Origin of the sequence: Guyparkeria hydrothermalis (assembly GCF_023555385.1) — a bacterium.
Classification (GTDB): Bacteria; Pseudomonadota; Gammaproteobacteria; order Halothiobacillales; family Halothiobacillaceae; genus Guyparkeria; species Guyparkeria hydrothermalis_A.
This window is the reverse complement of record NZ_JAJSED010000001.1, coordinates 2,092,991-2,111,882: the sequence shown is the minus strand read 5'-3', so window position 1 is coordinate 2,111,882 and position 18,892 is coordinate 2,092,991. Positions and strand designations below refer to the sequence as shown.

The 18,892-nt window shown below is 66.1% G+C and carries 18 protein-coding genes; 12 read left to right on the top strand and 6 right to left on the bottom strand.

Going from position 1 to position 18,892, the window contains the following annotated elements:
• The first annotated feature begins 15 nt into the window (after positions 1–15).
• From LV476_RS09855 to coaE, 7 genes are all read left to right on the top strand, one after another.
• Positions 16–1,413: an MFS transporter gene (locus LV476_RS09855; RefSeq protein WP_250075686.1), complete on the top strand. Its 1,398-nt coding sequence runs from the start codon at positions 16–18 to the stop codon at positions 1,411–1,413.
• A gap of 255 nt (positions 1,414–1,668) precedes the next feature.
• Positions 1,669–2,631, top strand: a complete 963-nt coding sequence (locus LV476_RS09850) for a MerR family transcriptional regulator (RefSeq protein ID WP_250075684.1) — start codon at positions 1,669–1,671, stop codon at positions 2,629–2,631.
• A gap of 85 nt (positions 2,632–2,716) precedes the next feature.
• Entirely contained in the window at positions 2,717–3,178 is a 462-nt protein-coding gene (locus tag LV476_RS09845; protein WP_250075682.1) for a PAS domain-containing protein, read from the top strand.
• A gap of 103 nt (positions 3,179–3,281) precedes the next feature.
• Entirely contained in the window at positions 3,282–4,979 is a 1,698-nt protein-coding gene (gene pilB / locus LV476_RS09840; protein ID WP_250075681.1) for a type IV-A pilus assembly ATPase PilB, read from the top strand.
• 28 nt (positions 4,980–5,007) lie between these two features.
• Positions 5,008–6,240, top strand: a complete 1,233-nt coding sequence (locus LV476_RS09835; protein ID WP_250075679.1) for a type II secretion system F family protein — start codon at positions 5,008–5,010, stop codon at positions 6,238–6,240.
• Positions 6,241–6,310: 70 nt separating this feature from the next.
• Positions 6,311–7,198 carry a prepilin peptidase gene (locus LV476_RS09830; protein WP_250075677.1) on the top strand — a complete coding sequence of 296 codons (888 nt, stop codon included), beginning with the start codon at positions 6,311–6,313 and terminating at the stop codon, positions 7,196–7,198.
• Between the two features lie 7 nt (positions 7,199–7,205).
• Positions 7,206–7,862 carry a dephospho-CoA kinase gene (gene coaE, locus LV476_RS09825; RefSeq protein ID WP_250075675.1) on the top strand — a complete coding sequence of 219 codons (657 nt, stop codon included), beginning with the start codon at positions 7,206–7,208 and terminating at the stop codon, positions 7,860–7,862.
• Positions 7,863–7,894: 32 nt separating this feature from the next.
• Here the strand turns inward: coaE and LV476_RS09820 are convergent, their stop codons facing one another.
• A complete protein-coding gene (locus tag LV476_RS09820) occupies positions 7,895–8,356 on the bottom strand; it encodes a hypothetical protein (protein ID WP_250075673.1) in 462 nt (153 codons plus the stop codon).
• Between the two features lie 84 nt (positions 8,357–8,440).
• Between LV476_RS09820 and LV476_RS09815 the strand changes: the two genes are divergently transcribed.
• From LV476_RS09815 to LV476_RS09795, 5 genes are all read left to right on the top strand, one after another.
• Positions 8,441–9,490 (top strand): YgfZ/GcvT domain-containing protein, encoded by a 1,050-nt coding sequence (locus tag LV476_RS09815; RefSeq protein ID WP_250075671.1) that lies wholly within the window; start codon positions 8,441–8,443, stop codon positions 9,488–9,490.
• Positions 9,491–9,569: 79 nt separating this feature from the next.
• Positions 9,570–10,340, top strand: coding sequence for a thiazole synthase (locus LV476_RS09810; RefSeq protein WP_250076325.1), 771 nt, complete (start codon positions 9,570–9,572; stop codon positions 10,338–10,340).
• A 4-nt stretch (positions 10,341–10,344) separates the two neighbouring features.
• Positions 10,345–11,046 (top strand): tRNA (guanosine(46)-N7)-methyltransferase TrmB, encoded by a 702-nt coding sequence (gene trmB / locus LV476_RS09805; protein ID WP_250075668.1) that lies wholly within the window; start codon positions 10,345–10,347, stop codon positions 11,044–11,046.
• Positions 11,006–11,329, top strand: coding sequence for a YrhK family protein (locus tag LV476_RS09800; RefSeq protein WP_250075667.1), 324 nt, complete (start codon positions 11,006–11,008; stop codon positions 11,327–11,329). The genes trmB and LV476_RS09800 overlap by 41 nt, the downstream gene beginning before the upstream one ends.
• A 213-nt stretch (positions 11,330–11,542) precedes the next feature.
• Complete coding sequence (locus LV476_RS09795) at positions 11,543–12,436, top strand: phosphoribulokinase (protein ID WP_250075664.1); 894 nt, start codon at positions 11,543–11,545, stop codon at positions 12,434–12,436.
• Between the two features lie 101 nt (positions 12,437–12,537).
• On the opposite strand, the gene LV476_RS09790 is transcribed toward LV476_RS09795, so the two are convergent.
• From LV476_RS09790 to LV476_RS09770, 5 genes are all read right to left on the bottom strand, one after another.
• Positions 12,538–14,418, bottom strand: coding sequence for a sensor domain-containing diguanylate cyclase (locus LV476_RS09790; RefSeq protein ID WP_250075662.1), 1,881 nt, complete (start codon positions 14,416–14,418; stop codon positions 12,538–12,540).
• 233 nt (positions 14,419–14,651) lie between these two features.
• A complete protein-coding gene (locus LV476_RS09785) occupies positions 14,652–15,833 on the bottom strand; it encodes a hypothetical protein (RefSeq protein ID WP_250075660.1) in 1,182 nt (393 codons plus the stop codon).
• A 266-nt stretch (positions 15,834–16,099) separates the two neighbouring features.
• Positions 16,100–16,642 carry a pseudouridine synthase gene (locus tag LV476_RS09780; RefSeq protein ID WP_250075659.1) on the bottom strand — a complete coding sequence of 181 codons (543 nt, stop codon included), beginning with the start codon at positions 16,640–16,642 and terminating at the stop codon, positions 16,100–16,102.
• Positions 16,642–17,559, bottom strand: coding sequence for a 5'-3' exonuclease (locus tag LV476_RS09775; RefSeq protein ID WP_250075656.1), 918 nt, complete (start codon positions 17,557–17,559; stop codon positions 16,642–16,644). Before LV476_RS09775 ends, LV476_RS09780 begins: the two co-directional genes overlap by 1 nt.
• Positions 17,556–18,836: a malic enzyme-like NAD(P)-binding protein gene (locus tag LV476_RS09770; protein WP_250075654.1), complete on the bottom strand. Its 1,281-nt coding sequence runs from the start codon at positions 18,834–18,836 to the stop codon at positions 17,556–17,558. Before LV476_RS09770 ends, LV476_RS09775 begins: the two co-directional genes overlap by 4 nt.
• Between the last annotated feature and the right edge of the window lie 56 nt (positions 18,837–18,892).

The following is an 18,892-nucleotide window of genomic DNA, read 5'->3' as shown; positions in this document are numbered from 1 at the left end:
ACCGGGAGCCCGCCGATGCTTAGCATGGTCGTGTCGGTGCAATCCCTGCTCGCCGGCATGGGAGTGCTGCTGGCCGGCTCGGGCCTGCTGGCCACACTGCTGGGCCTGCGCGCGGCGGAGGAGGGCTTTTCCGACGGCACCATCGGTCTAATCATGTCGGCCTTCTACGTCGGCTACGTGCTGGGCACTATCACCATCCCCGCCATCATCCGGCGTGTGGGCCACATCCGCACCTTCGCCGCTCTGGCCGCCGTCTCCTCGGCGGCTGCCGTCATTCACGGCCTGTGGGTCGACCCCTGGGTCTGGATGGGGCTGCGGCTGATCAACGGCGTGACCCTGCTGGGCCTGTACATGGTGATCGAGAGCTGGATCAACGAGAAGGTCACCAGCCACCGCGGGCAGGTCTTCGGCATCTACATGATGGTGAGCCTGTTCGCCTATGGCGCCGGGCAATTCCTGATCGGTCTCTATGGGCCGATGGACGTCTCGACCTTCGCCATCGTGGGACTGCTGTTCTCGCTGGGCCTGGTGCCCATTGCACTCACCCGCGTGAGTCAGCCACCGCCGATGGAGACCGCCCGGCTGCCCTTGCTCGAGCTGTTCCGCCTGGCTCCTACCGGCGTGATCGGTGCGGCGCTATCGGGCACGATCACCGGCACGATCTACGGCATGGCGGCGGTATACGCCAGCCGCGTGGGCCTGCCCGACACCCAGGTGGCCACCTTCGTCGCCGCCATCATCGTCGGTGGCGGCCTGCTGCAATGGCCCATCGGCCGGCTGTCCGACGGCCGCGACCGGCGCTACGTGCTGATCGTGATCTCGGCGATCGGCGGCGCCTTCTCGGTCCTGCTGGCACTGCAGGACTGGTTCCCGGGCTGGAGTTTGTTTGCCCTCGCGCTGGTGTTCGGCGGCTTCTCGTTCTCGCTGTACGCGATCAGTGTCGCGCAGACCAACGACCGGCTGTCGAGCGACCAGGTGCTCGAAGGCACGCGCGGCCTGCTGATGGTCAACGGCGCCGGCTCGGTCGTCGGGCCGATGGTCTCCGGCGTGGCCATGGGGTGGTTCGGGGCCGCCGGCTTCCCGCTGTTCGTCCTCGCCGCTCTGGTTGCCATGATCGCGCTGATCTTCTGGCGGATCCTGATCGACGAGCCGGTTCCGGACGACGAACGCGGCGACTACGTCTTCACCCACCGCACGTCGGCCGCCGGCCTGGAGCTGGACCCGCGTGCCGACGAGGAGGACGAGGCCGCACACTCCGGCCCGTCCGAACATGTCAGCGGGGCCGAGCCACCGATCTACGAGCCCGACCCGGCCTGGGAAGACTACGAGGGCCCTCCGGGAGCGATCGATGATCCCGACGAAGAGCCGGCCGACAATCCACGCACACCATCCGGACGGTCCGACGCCCGCTGATACGCCCACCTCAACCAGCCAGGGACCGGGACACGCGCGCTGAGCAGGAATGCCCATCATCGACGCGCGCCCGACGACGAACCTATTCCCGCTCCTCAACGAGCCGATTCCTTCGGGGACGAGCCCCGGCCCGCATCATCTCGAGCCCCGCTCGCCCACCATCATGATGGGCGGGGGCTCACGCGTGCGCGGCGCGTCACTGCTACAATACCGATGCACAACTTGTACACCACTCGACCTGCTGCAGGTGGCGCCTTGTCAACGATCGAACCCAACCGCACCGACAACGAAAGTCAGGCCCTGCTGCCCATTCGTTCGGTATCGCAGATCACTGGCGTCAACCCGATCACACTGCGCGCCTGGGAGCGCCGCTACGACCTGATCCGTCCGACACGCACACCGGCCGGCCATCGGCTCTACAGCCAGCAGGACATCCGCACCATCCAGCGCATCCAGGAGCTCGCCGAGAGCGGCATGGGCTTCGCCCAGATCGCGCTGCTACTCGACCAGGAAAGTCAGGAACCCTCCCCGCGACCGCAAAAGGAACCCGGTCCGGCCCCGGTGAACACGCCGGCGAGATCGTTGCTCGATCGGGTCATCCGTGCCGCAATGGACCTCGACCCGACCGAGCTGCGGGCCGCCGAGGCCACCGCTCTGATGTGGCTGACGCCGGAGGATTATCTCCGGGATGTTCTGATCGAGGCCCTGGCACAACTGGAGGCCCGCATCAGCTGGCCGGACCGCGACCTGGGTCTTATCTGGCTGTCCGAATACGTCAAGGGTCGGGCCGACTGGGTGGCCGACGCACCGGGACACGCGGCCGCACCGGTCGTGGTGGTCGACAACCTCGTCCCCGGAAGAGCCTTTTCCGCTGGCGGCCTGCGCCTGTTCTCCGCACTGCACGACGACCGCTTCCACGCGCGCCTTCTGCCGACGGGTCTGAATGATGCCCAGCGCGAACAGATGGTGCGGCGCTGGGGGGGCAAGGCATGGATTCGACTTGGCGCCGGCGAGAGCCCGCGCCCGGCGCCCCGAAGAGCCGGCGCCCGTGTGTTCTGGTGCGACCTGCCGTTGCTCCAGCCGCGCGATGGCGACGAGGCGGTCAATTTCATGCAACGCTGGCGCCAGGTGATCGAGGACGACATCCAGCTCTGCCGCAACCAGGTCGCGGACGCCCTTGGGCTCAGCGACGCCTCCCCCCGCCAAACGCGCCACTGAGCGCCGCCATCCGTCCTGTAGCGGCGCCACCGTCTGTGTCACAATGCGCGCAACTACCCAGTTCCCACAGGAGATCCAGACCTCGATGCTGGATGCGAATCTGCTCAAGAAGGCGGTGAACGCCTCGACGGACGGGATCGTGATAGCCGAGCAGGAAGGCTCGGACAACATCCTGATCTATGCCAACCGGGCCTTCGAGGAGCTGACCGGCTACCCGGAAGAGGAGATCCTCTACCAGGACTGCCGCTTCCTGCAGGATGGGGACCGCGATCAGGCACCGCTGGCCGAGGTGCGCAACGCCATTCAACGTGGCGAGGCAAGCCGCGTCGTGCTGCGCAACTACCGCAAAGACGGCACCCCGTTCTGGAACGAGCTGTCGATCACGCCGGTGTTCAACGACGACGACCGCCTCACCTACTTCATCGGCATCCAACGTGACGTCACCGAACTGGTCGACACGCGTGAGGAAAATGACCGTCTGCGGGCGCGGATCGCCGAGCTCGAATCCCGGCTTGCCAGTAACGAGCCGACTCGAAACACGGACTGACCCGCTTGTCAGGAACCCGGCAAGCGGGCATGCTTTGCGAAAGCCGCGCCCCTCTCGGGCGCGATGAGATTACACACGGACGCGAGAACGCACAGGCGGATCGATGAGCGCACCACCCGTCAATGGATTGCTGAGCGCACTGGTCAAGGCTGAAGCCCTTTCCAACGATCAGGCTCACACCGTTCAGTCAAAGGCCGAGAAGAGCGGCGAGTCACTAATCAACACCCTGCTCGCCGAAGGCATCTCTGCTGCCACCATCGCCTCCGTCGGCGCGAAACGCTTCGGGCTGCCGCTGGTGAACCTCGACGCCGTCGACACCAGCGACCTGCCACTCAACCTGGTGCCCGAGAAGGTCCTGCAAGCCAACAATGCCCTGCCGCTGTTCAAACGTGGCCGGCGCCTGACCGTCGCGGTCGGCGACCCCTCCGACACCGGCGCGCTCGACGGCTTCCGCTTTTCCACCAACATGGCGATCGAGGCGGTCGTCGCCGAGGCGCCGAAGATCGCCCGCGCGCTCGAAGACGCGATGAGCGACAGCATGGACGCGCTCGGCGGGGAGCTCGACGACGATCTCGCCAACGTCCAGTTCGAAAAGGAAGAGGACGACGCCCACGACGTCGAGGATTCCTCGATCCAGGACGACATCGTGGTCAAGTTCGTCACGAAGCTGCTGACGGACGCGATCCGCAAGGGTGCCTCGGACATTCACATCGAGCCCTACGAAAAGCAGTTCCGGGTACGCTTCCGTATCGACGGCATGCTCACCGAGAGTGCCAAGCCACCGGCCAACCTCTCCGATCGCATCATTGCCCGCGTCAAGGTAATGAGCCGCATGGACATCTCCGAGCGCCGCATCCCGCAGGACGGGCGAATCAAGCTCAAGCTGTCCAAGAAGCGCTCGATCGACTTTCGTGTCAACACCTGCCCGACCCTGTTCGGCGAGAAGGTGGTGCTACGTATTCTCGACCCGTCGAGCGCCCAACTCGGCATCGACCACCTGGGCTACGAGCCCGGGCAGAAGCAGCTCTATCTGGACACGCTCGAGAAGCCCTACGGCATGATCCTGGTCACCGGCCCGACCGGTTCAGGCAAGACGGTCTCGCTGTACACCGGTCTGAACATTCTCAACTCCGGCGATCGCAACATCTCGACCGCCGAGGATCCGGCGGAAATCGTTGTGCCGGGCATCAACCAGGTCAACGTCAACCCGAAGGTCGGTCTGACCTTCGCCAATGCGCTACGTGCCTTTCTTCGCCAGGATCCCGACGTGATCATGGTGGGCGAGATCCGCGACCTCGAAACCGCCGAAATCGCCATCAAGGCGGCTCAGACCGGCCACCTGGTCCTGTCGACGCTGCACACCAACGACGCACCGCAGACACTGACCCGGATGGTCAACATGGGCGTGCCGGCCTACAACATCGCCTCGTCGGTCAGCCTGATCATCGCCCAACGACTCGCGCGCCGCCTGTGCAATAATTGCCGGACGCCGGAGAACATTCCTGACGAGGAGCTCCAGCGTGAAGGCTTCACCGCCGCCGACATCGCCGACTCGCCGAAGATATTCAAGGCGGTCGGCTGCGACCAGTGCACGAACGGCTACAAGGGCCGGGTCGGCATCTACCAGGTCATGCCGGTCTCCGAGGCGATGGGCCGCATCATCATGCAGGGCGGAAACGCCATGGATATCGCCGATCAGGCGCGTGAGGAAGGGATCGACGATCTGCGGCGTTCGGGCCTGAAGAAGGTCCTCGCCGGCGTGACCAGCCTCGAGGAAATCAACCGCGTCACCAAGGACTGAACCCGGCCGGGCTCAAGGGAGAGACAAGATGGCCATTGCGGCAACCAAGAACAAGAGCACCGAAAAACCCGTCTTCAGCTATGAGGCACGTACCAAGGAAGGCCGGGTGATCAAGGGCGAGATGGCGGCATTCAACGATACCGCCGTGCGCGCCGAGATCCGGCGGCTGGGCATGACCCTGATCCGGGTCAAGCGCAAGGCCAAGCCGCTGTTCTCCAGCTCCAAGCCGGTCGAGCCCAGGGACATCGCCACCTTCGCCCGGCAGCTGTCGACCATGATGAACGCCGGCCTGCCGATCGTGCAGGCGCTGGACATCATCGCCCAGAGTGCCGAGAAAAAGTCGATGAAGGACCTCATCAACGAGGTCAAGAACGACGTCGAGAGCGGCACCAACCTCGCCGACGCGCTCGACCGCCACCGCAAGCACTTCGACGAGCTGTTCGTGAACCTGGTCCGTGCCGGCGAGCAGTCCGGTGCGCTCGAAGTCGTGCTCGACCGAATCGCGACCTACAAGGAAAAGACCGAGAGCCTCAAGGGCAAGATCAAGAAGGCGCTGTTTTATCCGACGGCCGTTTTGGTGGTCGCGTTCATCGTCACCGCGATCCTGCTGATCTTCGTCATCCCGCAGTTCGAATCGCTGTTCCAGGGCTTCGGCGCCGACCTGCCGGCCTTCACCCAGTTCGTGATCAACCTGTCGGACCTGTTCCGCGCCTACTGGTACTGGATCTTCGGCGGCATCGCGGGAGCGATCTTCCTGTTCGTGTTCGTCAAGCGACGTTCCGACCGCTTCAACCACTTCCTCGACCGCCTGATCCTCAAGCTGCCGATCTTCGGCCCGCTGATGGAGAAGTCGGCCATCGCCCGCTTCGCGCGGACGCTGTCGACCATGTTCTCCGCCGGCGTGCCGCTGGTCGAGGCCCTGCCGCCGACGGCGGGCGCCACCGGCAACGCAGTATTCCGCGATGCGGTCATGAACATGCGCGACCTGGTTTCCGCCGGCTCGCCCTTGCGCATCGGCATGCAGCAGTCGAACCTGTTCCCGGTGATGGTGGTGCAGATGGTCGCTATCGGTGAGGAAACCGGCGCGCTCGACACCATGCTCGCCAAGGTGGCCGACATGTACGAGGAAGAGGTCGACAACATGGTCGACGCGATGTCGAGCCTGCTCGAGCCGATGATCATGGCCTTCCTCGGCGTTGTCGTCGGCGGCCTGGTTATCGCGATGTACCTGCCGATCTTCAAGCTGGGCGCCGTGGTCTGACCGCTCCGCCCCGACGGATTCCCTCACGGCCCGCCACGCACGGGCCGTTTCCATGTCAGGCACCTGAATCATGTCCGAACTACCCGCCTTTCTTGCTGAGCATCCCACCCTGTGGGTAGCGATCGCCTCCCTGTTCGGCCTGCTGGTCGGCAGCTTTCTCAACGTGGTGATCAATCGCCTCCCGGTGATGATGGAGCGCGAATGGAAACGTGAATGCCGGGCTCTGCTGGCAGAAGAAGATAACGAACAGCAAGCGGCCAAGGACGAACCGTTCAACCTGATCCACCCCCGATCGCGCTGCCCGTCCTGCGGCGCCCCGATCAGCGCCTGGCAGAACATTCCCGTCATCAGCTGGCTGTGGCTGCGCGGTCGCTGCGGCAAGTGCCGGACCCCGATTAGCTGGCAGTACCCGTCGGTCGAACTGGCCGGCGCCGTGCTGGCCGGCCTGGCCGCCTGGCAGTTCGGCCCGACCGCCTGGGGGCTAGCCGTAATCGTCTTCAGCTGGACGCTGCTCGCCACCGCGGTGATCGACCTCAAGACCCAGCTCCTGCCCGACGTCTTCACCCTGCCGCTGTTGTGGCTGGGCCTACTGCTGCCGATCGTGCTATCCGAACACCATGTCACGCTTCAGGACGCTGTCCTTGGGGCGGCATTCGGCTACCTGGCGCTCTGGTCGGTCTACTGGCTGTTCCGGCTGCTGACCGGCAAGGAAGGCATGGGGTTCGGCGACTTCAAGCTGCTCGCTGCACTCGGCGCCTGGCTGGGCTGGCAGATGCTGCCACTGGTGATCCTGTTCTCGGCGCTCGCCGGCAGCGTGATCGGCATCGCGATGATCCTGGCCCTGCGTCACGACCGCCGCATCCCGATTCCCTACGGCCCCTACCTGGCGATCGCCGGGCTGATCGCCCTCTATTTCGGCGAGCCGATCATGACCGTCTATCTGGGCGGCATGGCCTGATCCCGACATGACGGCACCTCTCCTGCATAGCCAGCCACCGAGCTCCGATAAACGAGGGCGCATCGTCGGCCTCACCGGCGGAATCGCGAGTGGCAAGAGCCTCGTCAGCAGCTTCTTCGCCGAGCTGGGCATCCCGGTGATCGACACCGATACCATCAGTCGAGAACTGGTCACACCCGGCGGCGAATGTCTCGAGGCCATCCGGCAACGATTCGGCGAGGCGATCATCGGGGCGGACGGCCAACTGGACCGCACTGCCTTGCGACAACGCATCCTCGAAAGCCCCGAGGAACGCGCGGCGCTGGAGGCGATCCTTCACCCGGCGATACGGGCTGAAGCGCGCAGACAGGCTCTCGAAGCTGCCGGGAGGGCACCCTACGTCCTGGTAGTCGTACCGCTGCTTGCCGAACCCGCGGTATGGCCGGCCTACCAGGACTGGCTCGACGCGGTGGTTACCCTGACCGCCCGCCTGGCCGACCGCCGCGCGCGACTGGCGACCCGTCCCGGACTGGACGACAGACAAGCCGATGCACTGATCGCCGCGCAGGTCGACGACGATGCCCGCCGAGCCATCAGCGATCACGAACTGGATAACAGCGGCACCCCCGACGAACTGCGCCGCCAAGTGCAGGTACTCGACCGCCGCCTGCGACAAACCGACTGAGCCGATCCACCTGACACCGAGTCACGGCGCACTCAATGCCGGGCGAGCATCAGGAAACGCTGCAGGCGCCACCACCCGCGCTCCCCCAACCGCCACGGCGTCAACCATAGCGTCAGCGGGCCGGAGGCCGGATCGTCGATCGTCACGCCCACCAGCAGCGGGCTCTGCCACTGCAACCTGGCGGGCCCACGCACGGTTTCGCCATTCGCCGATACCACCTCGCCGTGCCCGCCCGACCAGACCAATCTCCCTTCGAGGGCAAAACCCTGCGGTCGATGCTGCAGGCCGCGGACCACCCAGACGGAAACGACAACCCAGGCGACCAGTCGCCAGACCGTTTCCTGCCACGGTTGCGGCGCGCCAATCGGCCAGGGGCCGCTCCAGACCACCCAGCTGGCGGCAAGCCATGCCGCCAGCATCAGGCCCATCCATGCCGAAAGCAGTCGCAGATCGACACGCAGGCACTCACGAAATCCCTGTGATGCGCGTTCCATGACCGCCTTTCTAGCACAACCCGGGGCCGGAGGGGATGCTATCCTTGGCACCCGTTCAATCGAGACCACCGACTGGGGTAGTCGATGCCTGAAGCGAATCAACCTGCCTGGCGCGAGCTGATGCAGCCGACCGACACACCGGAACCGGGCACCGTGCAGATCACCGAGCTGCCCGAACGGCGCGTGATCGAGGTCGGCGGGGAAGAGGCCCGCCCCTTCCTGCATGCAATCCTTACCCAGGATATCGAGGCACTGGAGGAAGGCACCGCACGCTTCGCCGCCCTTTGCAGCGCCAAGGGCCGGGCGCTCGGGCTGCTGCGCGTCCTCGTCGACGGCGACCACTTCCTGCTGGTCACTCGGGCCGACCTGGCAGACAACCTGCTCAAACGCCTGAAGATGTACGTGCTACGACGCGATGTGGCGCTTGAACTGCGCGAGGAGCAATCCGCCGTTGGCGTCGCCTGGCCGACCGAGGCCGGGGAAGCCAGCTGTCCCTTCGCCGACTCGGAAGCCTGTGACGTGATCGCACGACTCGCCGCCGCGACACCGTCGCCCGGTCATCTGCCCGCCGCGGTCGACAGCCAGGGCCGGCTCTTCCTGCGCGAGGACTCGAACGACGGTCTGCGCGTGGCCATCCACGGCACCGCCGCCGATCTCGCGCCCCTGGTGGCAGAGGCCTCGGGCGCGGCCGTGGTCGACACGGGTGGCTGGGAGCGTGCTGCGATCGAGTCCCGGGTACCCGAGGTCACCGGCGAGACCGTCGAGCACTACGTCCCGCAGTGGATCAATCTCGACGAACTCGAGGCATTCAGCCTTAAGAAGGGCTGCTATCCGGGCCAGGAAGTGATCGCGCGGATGCATTACCTCGGCAAGCCCAACCGCCGACTGTTCGCCGGCCATGTGCTGGGCTTGGCCCCGCCGGCATCCGGAACCCCGGTCGTCAACGACAGTGACCAGGCGGCCGGCGAGGTAGTCCGCAGCGCGCCGCTGCCGGACGGCTCCGGCAGCCTGGTACTGGCCGTGATCAAGCTCAAGCACCTGCACGATCCGCTGCTTGTCGACGGCCTGCCGCTGAGTCTCGACCCGCACGACACCATCGAAGGCGGCAGCCGTCAGGCCGACGCCCGACACTGACCGCTCACCGAACACCACATCGAACGAAAACACGCTCATGACTGACAATCGTCCCGACACCAATCCGCTGGCCGACGACATGCTCGTCGTCGGCAGCCGCCGCTTTTCCTCACGCCTGCTGACCGGTACCGGCAAATACAAGGACATGCAGGAAACGCGTGAGGCCACCGAGGCCGCCGGGGCCGAGGTCGTCACGGTGGCGATCCGCCGCAGCAACATCGGCCAGAACCCGAACGAGCCGAACCTGCTGGACGTGCTGCCGCCGGAGCGCTTCACCATCCTGCCGAATACCGCCGGCTGCTACACCGCCACCGAAGCGATCCGCACCTGCCGGCTCGCGCGCGAACTGCTGGACGGGCATAACCTGGTCAAGCTCGAGGTCCTCGGTGACGAGAAGACCCTCTACCCGGACATCACCAACACGCTGCTGGCCGCCGAGACCCTGGTCGAGGACGGCTTCGAGGTGATGGTGTACACCTCCGACGACCCGATCGTCGCCAAGCGACTCGAGGAAATCGGCTGCGTTGCGGTCATGCCGCTGGCCGCGCCGATCGGTTCGGGGCTGGGCATCCAGAACAAGTACAACCTGCTGACCATCATCGAGAATGCCGAGGTGCCGATCATCGTCGATGCCGGCGTCGGCACGGCCTCGGATGCCGCGGTCGCCATGGAGCTCGGCTGCGACGGCGTACTGATGAACAGCGCGATCGCGCATGCCAAGAAGCCGGTCCTGATGGCCTCGGCGATGAAGAAGGCGATCGAGGCCGGCCGCGAGTCGTTCCTCGCCGGGCGCATGCCACGCAAGCGTTTCGCCAGCGCCTCCTCGCCCATCGACGGCCTGTTCTTCTGATCCCATGAGCGAGACCAGCCAGAAAAGCGACGGCATCCGCCGGCGCATCCGCTCGTTCATTCGCCGCGAGGGCCGGCTCACGCCGGGACAGCAGCGGGCACTGAACGAGCTCGGGCCCAAATACCTGATCGAGCCGACCGGCCCGCAACTCGACCCGAGTGAGTTGTTCGGACGGCAGGCGCCGCTGACCCTCGAAATCGGCTTCGGCAACGGCGACAGCCTGGTCGAGATGGCCGCCAAGGACCCGGACGGTGACTACATCGGCATCGAGGTCCACCGCCCCGGTGTCGGCCATCTCCTCAACGGCATCGAGCACTTCGGCCTGACCAACCTCATGGCGGTCTGCGGTGATGCCATGCCGTTCGTCGAGGAGCGGCTCGGCGAGGGCAGCCTCGACCGGCTGCTGCTCTACTTCCCGGACCCCTGGCACAAGAAGCGCCACCACAAGCGGCGCATCGTGCAGACACCGTTCGCCGACCTGGTCGCGAGTCGCATCAAGCCCGGCGGCCTGTGGCATCTCGCGACCGACTGGGCGGAATACGCCGAGCACATGCGCGAGGTGCTCAACGCTCACCCGGCCTTCGCCGCAGAGCACGCAGGCACGGGGGAGAACGCCCGTCCCGACTGGCGGCCGCGCACCAAGTTCGAGCGTCGCGGCGAGGAACGTGGCCACCAGGTCTTCGACCTGCTCTACCGCCGCCGCTGATCCGATGGACCGCGACCCGAAGCTCACGCTACCCCTCGGCGCGGAAGCACTGGTCATCCACCAACGCTACGAGACCGCGGTGCTGGCCAATGACTTCCTGATCGGGCTGTGGTTCACGCTGGGCAGCCTCGCGTTCCTGTTCCCCGCCTACGAGTCGGCCGGCGCATGGATCTTCCTGATAGCGTCGCTCCAGTACGTCGTCAGACCCAGCATCCGGTTGGCCCGCAATATCCATGTCGAGCGGCTACGGCGTCGCCGGAGTCCGTCGGCCGAAAAGCGCTGAGCGACTGCCAACCGGACCCCCGAACCCGGCGGTGACGACCCGGCCGAGGCGCCACCAACTTGTTCCCGGTCGCGTAAACCCCTATTATCGTGGGCTTTCGTTTTGCCGCTGGAGTCGAGCCGCACGCTGTTGAACGTGCTCCTCTGCGGCCAACCGACCGAATTCCACCGCTTTCCACGTTTCGTTTTTCACTGCTTTCCAACAGGAGGGACCATGTCCAAGAAGCATCCCGTTGTCGCGGTTACCGGCTCGTCCGGTGCCGGCACCTCGACCGTCAAGAAGGCGTTCAACCACATCTTCCGTCGCGAGAGCATCTCGCCGGTCGTGATCGAGGGCGATAGTTTCCACGCCCTGAACCGCAAGGACATGCGCGAGCGCATGGCCGCCGAGTCCGAGAAGGGCAATAACTTCTTCTCGCATTTCGGTCCGGATGCCAACCACTTCGACAAGCTGGGCGAGCTGTTCAAGAGCTACGGCGAGTCGGGCACCGGCAAAAAGCGCTACTACCTGCACAGCGACGAAGAAGCCGCCGAGCACAACGCGCGCCTGAACACCAACCTCGGCCCGGGCGAGTTCACCCCCTGGGAAGACATCCCGGCCGAATCGGACCTGCTGTTCTACGAAGGCCTGCACGGCCTGGTGAAGACCGATGACGTCAACGTCGCCGAGCACGTCGACCTGGGCGTCGGTGTCGTGCCGATCGTCAACCTGGAGTGGATCCAGAAGATCTTCCGCGACAACGCCGAGCGCGGCTACTCCGCCGAGAAGATCGTCGACACCATCCTGCGCCGCATGCCGGACTACGTGAACTACATCACCCCGCAGTTCTCGGAGACCGACGTCAACTTCCAGCGCGTACCGACGGTCGACACCTCCAACCCGTTCATCGCCCGCGACATCCCGACCCCGGACGAAAGCGTGGTCGTGATCCGCTTCCGCGATCCGGACGAGTTCGGCGTCGACTTCCCGTACCTGCTGCAGATGATCCCGAACTCGTTCATGTCCCGCTACAACACCATCGTGGTGCCGGGCGGCAAGATGAGCTACGCGATGGACCTGATCCTGACCCCGCGTATTCATCGCCTGATCCAGGAGCGCAACGGCTAAACCGCCGTCCGCGACTGGCACGAAAAAGCCCCCGCCGGTATTTGCCGCGGGGGCTTTTCTTTTGCCGCGTGCCCGGACGAGACCACTGGAGATCGGTCGCGCTATGCCGTCCCCGCGCCGCGATCGAAGTAACGGTATGTGTCACGACCGGCCGCCTTGGCCTCGTACATGGCCGCATCGGCATGGCCGATCAACCCATCGGCATCCACGGCCTGCCCCGGGAAAACGGCGATGCCGACCGACACGCCGATCTGGATCGACTCGCCGTCGATCACGAACGGCCGGGTAAGCACCTCGATCACCTTGCGGGCAACCTGACCGGCGAAGTGCGCCGCCGGCAACCCCTCGAGCAGGATCAGAAACTCGTCGCCACCCAACCGGCCGACGGTATCCTCGTGACGCAGCAGTTGCCGCAGCCGCTCGGCCACCTCGCGCAACAGCCGATCGCCCACGGCATGCCCCAACCGATCGTTGACGTCCTTGAAGAAGTCCAGATCGAGGAACAGCACCGCCATGCGACCTCCGTCCACGCCCGCACGCTCGATCGCCTGTTCGATACGGAATCGCAACGAGGCGCGGTTGGGTAGGTCCGTCAGCGCGTCGTGGTGGGCCAGGTGCCGAATCTGACGCTGCGCGGCCTTGGTCTCGGTGATGTCGTTGAAGATGTGGATGTAGTGGCTGACCCGCCCCTGGCTGTCGATCACCTGGCTGATGGTCTGCAGGGCGGTCATGCGCTCGCCCCGACGGTTGCGGTAATCCATCTCCCCTTCCCAGCTGTGATCGCGCCCCAGCCGGCTACAGATCGCATCCAGCCGCGCGCTGTCCGCTTCGTCCAGCTGAAACAGGTCGGTCATCGGCCGGCCGACCACCTCGCCGGCCTCGAAGCCGGTGATGCGGGTGAATGCCGGATTGACGCGCAGCAGACGGTGGTTGGGCGACGTGATCATGATCGCCTCGCCGGTACCATCAAACACGCTCGCGGCCAGCCGCAGCTCGCCGGCCGAATGCTCCAGCTCCTCGGACTGCTCGGTCAGCCGCTGCAGCACCGGCCGCAAGGCCCGGGCGGACAGCCAGGCGACGATGGGCAACAGCAGGAACACCAGCCCCAGTGGCCAGAGCAGGCGCATGATTACCGGCTGGTAGAACGTCCAGAACCCCGCCTCGACCAGCAGCAGGCAGCGCCCACCACCGACGGGGGTGTGGAACAGCACACCGCTCTCGCGGTCCAGATTAGGCCAGACCACGCCCGACTCGGTCGGGTCGATGCGGGAAACGCCACCGGAGAGCACGTCGCGAGCAGACGAGATCACCAGTTTGCCGCTGGCCGGATCGATGCCGACCACCCGACCGACGTCGCGATCGACGAGAAAGCCGCGAGCGGAGGGTTCCAGCGTACGAGTGCGCTGGAGCAGGTCGACCAGATTGTCAACCTCGAAGAACATCACGTCGGTCCCGACCCGGAGCCCGAGGTCATCGACGATGGGCACGATCGTCCGCCAGATGACCGTACCGTCGACCCGGACCAACTGGCTCTCGATACCGTGAAGATCCGACAGCCGCGAAAGATCCGGCATCACGCCACCGTCGCCCTGATCGACGATCACCTCACCCATCGGCCCGAGCCGCTTGATGCCGCGCAGCGCCGGCTCGCTCTCCAGCGCTTCGGCGAGACGCGGATTGGTGAACGATACCAACTGCCCGATCGGCAACTCGCCATCGACATACCGTTCCAGGTGTCGACGGATCTCGGTGCGGCTGGTGATCTGGCGGGCAATGCCCTCGTAGCGCTGCACGAGATTGTCGAGCGCAGCCCCCTGCGCCTGCACCCCCATCAGGGTGCTGCGCTCAAGACCCTCGCGGGCGGACTGATACATGGGGACGGCCGTCACCACGGCGACCAGGACACCGCTGACGAAAATGCCGAGGATGGCCAGCAACATCGCCTTGCGGCGAATCAGGCGAATGGCATTAACTTCAGTCATCTGCCGTTAGCTCCTTTTCGGCGCCGCCCGTCACGAAACGAGCGGCACGATTGGACGCGGCTTCCTTGCCACGCCTTGTATACGGGGGCGGAATTATCACAGAACCCGGCCGCCCAGACCACTATCAATTCCGCCTAACTAACGGAAATTGCAGGGAATGCGGGGGAGCGATCGACCATCAGGCTGGCAGCGTTGCACACAGCGCCGCCCTCGCGAGCGGGGCTTGGCGCCAATCAGACAGCGGCTGCCAGCGGCTCGACCGTCTGACGCTGACGCGACGGCAGGTAGTCCCACCAGGCCACAACCGGGCCGTCGGCCGCCATGGGGCGCAGGTAGCGGGCGTGCTCGGCTTCCTTGCCGGCGTTGTCGTAGTCCATGCCGTCCTTGCGGAACGAGGCGAGGATGCGCTGGCGCGAGATCTCTTCCTTGCCGTCGATCAGGCCAGGGTGGTTGCGCAGCACGAAGTCCGGCTGGAAGAAGAAATAGGTGTAATCGAAGCCGTACGGGTTGCGGGGGTGATCTTCCGGGTAGCACACGCCGAAGGCAGTCAGGAACATGGTCTCGCCGGCCCATTCGAACTTCCAGCCGGGCTTGTCGTCGACCCGCTCGAGGCAGGCGGAACCGGCCGGGTCGATGCGATTGAGCCCATCGAGCAGCAGCGCGGTGGTCTCGGCCAGTTGCTCGATCGAACGGCTGAACGAGGCAGGCAGGCGGAAGGCCAGTCCCTTGAACTTTTCCTTGCCGGCCACCGTCATGAAGCGGAACAGGTCCTCGCCAAACTGGCGCACGTTCGCCTCGAGACCGCGCGCCTCGTCGTAGTCGCGTGCCCCCCAGTACTTGCCTGACGGCGCGAAGATGCAGCGGGTCTTCTCGATCGCACCCACGAATTCGAGGTGCGTGGGCGAGTAGACCGGTACGTGGGCGGCGGCGCGGGGATAGCCGCTGCGCACCGCCTCGGCCACCTCATCACGCATGGCCTGCGCGTGCACCTCGGCCATGTGCTCGGGGAACTGAGCACCCAGCACCGCGAACAGGGTGTTGGTCAGGCTCTGCATGCTTGCCAGTCCGTTGGCCGGCAGGGAGGCCGCCATCGCCGGCAGTTCGTCGTAGAAACGCAACGTCGCGGCGAGGTCCGCCAGGCGCTCGGGCAGCATCGAGGCCGGGTAGAGCGCCCGACCGCCCTCGGACTGACAGGTCTTGAGCGCCTTGTCGGCCTGGACGTAGTAGCGGTGGGCCGTCTCGAGGATCAGGAAGGAGAGCAGCGACAGGTCGAGGTCGTCCGCCGCACGCGGGGCGTTCCAGTCACGTGAAGCAAGGGTCTCGGCCAGCCGGACGGCTGCGGCGTCATCGAGCGTGACGCCCTGTTCCGCCGCCCAGCTGCCCACCAGCCGACGACCCAGCAAAAACTGCTTCATGATGTTCATGGCACGCCCCGTTCTCTTGCTCACCCACCAACCGGCAAGTCACTGTTTTGCAAACCCAAACCAGCAACTGCCGACGCCCCGCCGCGCCGAGCGGAGCGCGCAATCTACCCGATAATCGGGCCCGGCGCAAAGCGAGGGGGAAAATCGGGGCGAATTCGTGGGCTAACCCATTGCGAAAAAACGACTTTTACCCGAGTAGGCCGGTCGGAAAATCATGCCAACCCCGCTCTCGACAGGAGAGGCTGGGGAAAAGGCGATCAGCTCGCCAGTTCACGCCACTCGCCCGGGGCGAGTTCATCGAGGCGATAGGGGCCGATGGCGACCCGAATCAGGCGCAGGGTGGGAAAGCCCACATGGGCGGTCATACGGCGCACCTGGCGATTGCGTCCCTCGCGCAGCGTGATCTGCACCCAACTGGTGGGCACGGTCTTGCGGTAGCGCACCGGCGGGTTGCGCGGCCAGAGCCAGTCGGGTTCGACGACCCGCTCGGCACCGGCAGGGCGTGTGGCGCCATCCTTGAGGGTGACCCCTCGTCGCAGGGCGGCAAGCGCCGCCTCGTCTATCTCGCCCTCGACCTGGGCGAGGTAGACCTTGGCAAGCTTGTGACGCGGGTCGGCCAGACGATTCTGCAGGCGCCCGTCATCGGTGAGCAGCAGCAAGCCCTCGCTGTCGCGGTCAAGCCGGCCGGCGGGGTAGACGCCGGGGCAATCAATCCAGTCGGCGAGCGTCGCCGCCGGGCTGTTCGGTGCGGGCGTGAACTGACTCAGGCAGTCGTAGGGCTTGTTGAAGGCAATCAGCATCAGGCGGTGCGCACAAGCGGAGCGTCCCAGGCCTCCCAGCGCTCGATCTGCGCGGGATCGGCACCGGCCTGCTCAAGCAGACCGACCAGGGCGTCGCGGTCGATGCCCTGCCACGGCTGCGGGGTATGCGCCAGCGGCAGGTCGCAGACGATCTCGGTCAGCTGTCGGGACAGACGCACCTGCGCCTCGTGCTCCTGCAACAGGCGCTGCGCCCGGGGCGCCCCGCGGAATTTCATCCCGTAGACCGCCGAGAGGTTTTCGTAGATGCCGTCGATGCAGCTGTGCTTGCGCAGCAGCCGGGCGGCGGTGCGCGGGCCGATGCCCGGCACGCCCGGGATGTTGTCCGCCACATCCCCGGTTAGCGCCAGCCAGTCGGCGATCTGCGCCGGGCGCACGCCGAATCGCCGCTCGACATCGCCGTAGGCCATCACCGAGCCGCGCATCGGGTTGTACCAGCGATCGTCCGGGCCGAGCAGCTGGGCGAGATCCTTGTCGCCGGTGACGATGGTGACCGCCCGCTCACGGTTACGCAGCCGTCCGACCAGCGTGCCGATGACGTCGTCGGCCTCGAAACCGGCGTGATCCAGCGCCCCGAAACCGGCCGCCTCGGCCAGCTCGCGACAGCGCGGGAACTGCTCCTTGAGATCGGCCGGCGTCGGCGGCCGGTGGCCCTTGTAGTCGGGGTAGATCGCCTGACGATGACCGCGACCGCAGGGGGCATCGAAGATCGCAGCGATGATCGGCGCCGGCTGGTTGGGTAGCCAGGTCGACTCGAGCAAGGCAAGAAGGTAGTCGGCGAAGCCCAGCATGGCGTTGACGGGCCGCCCCGCCCCGTCGGTGCGACCCTTGTCGTAGACGTGCCACGCCCGCCAGATCTGGGCGTGGGCGTCGATCAACCAGGCGCGCGCCTGACTCATGAGCGGTCGGCCTCTGGCATCGGATGCGGGCGATAGGTCATGCGCGCAACACCATCGGATTCCGCAGCTCGGGCCACCGCCAGCGGCAGGCGCTCGATCAGGCGCGGGTCGAACGGCTTGGGCAGAATGTACTCGGGGCCGAAAGCCATCTCGTCGAGCTCGTAGGCCGCCAGCACCGAGGCCGGCACCTCCTCGCGCGCCAGCGCCGCCAGCGCCTCGACGCAGGCGATCTTCATGTTGGGCGTGATGCTACGCGCCCGGCAATCGAGCGCGCCGCGAAAGATGAACGGGAAAGCCAGCACGTTGTTGACCTGGTTGGGGTAGTCGCTGCGTCCCGTCGCCATGATCAGGTCATCACGCACGGTGTGGGCGACCTCGGGCAGGATCTCCGGGTCGGGATTGGCCAGGGCGAACACCACCGGCTTGTCCGCCATGCTGGCGAGCATCTCCTCGCTCATCAGGTTCGGTGCCGACAGGCCGACGAAGGCATCCGCTCCGTCGAGGGCATCGGCGAGCGTGCGCGCCTCGGTCTTCGCGGCAAAGCGCCGGTGGTGCTCAGGCAGATCCTCGAGCCCCTCGTGGAGCACGCCGACACGGTCGACCACCAGCAGGTTGTTGCGCTTGAGGCCCATGTCGAGCAGCAGGTTGAGGGTCGCCGTGCCGGCCGCCCCGGCACCCACCAGCACCAGCCGCGCCTCCTCGAGGCGCTTGCCCTGCAGGCGCAGGGCATTGGTCAGGCCGGCGGCGATGATGATCGCCGTACCGTGCTGGTCGTCGTGGAAGACCGGGATGTCCATCGCCTTCTTCAACGCGGACTCGATCTCGAAGCAGCGCGGCGCGCTGATGTCCTCGAGATTGATGCCGCCGAAAGACGGCTCGAGTCGGCGGACCGTGTCGATGAAGGCCGTCGGGTTCTCGGCCTCGAGCTCGAGATCGACCACGTCAATGTCGGCGAAGCGCTTGAACAGCACGCCCTTGCCCTCCATGACCGGCTTTGAGGCCAACGGACCAAGATCGCCCAGCCCCAGGATCGCCGAGCCGTCGGAGATCACCGCGACCAGGTTGCCGCGGGCGGTGTACTGCCAGGCGGCATCCGGGTCGGCGGCGATGGCGCGCACCGGCTCGGCCACGCCCGGCGAGTAGGCGAGCGCGAGATCGCGTGCGGTCTCGGTGGGCTTGGTGATCGCCGTGGCGATCTTCCCCGGCTGCGGATGGGCGTGGTACTCGAGCGCCTCGGCGCGGCGCTTGTCGACATCGGGACGGGAGGAATCGGTCATGGGCCGGGAGCCTGGAATGGGGTTGGACGACGGGCGCTCATCTTATCAGCGCCCGC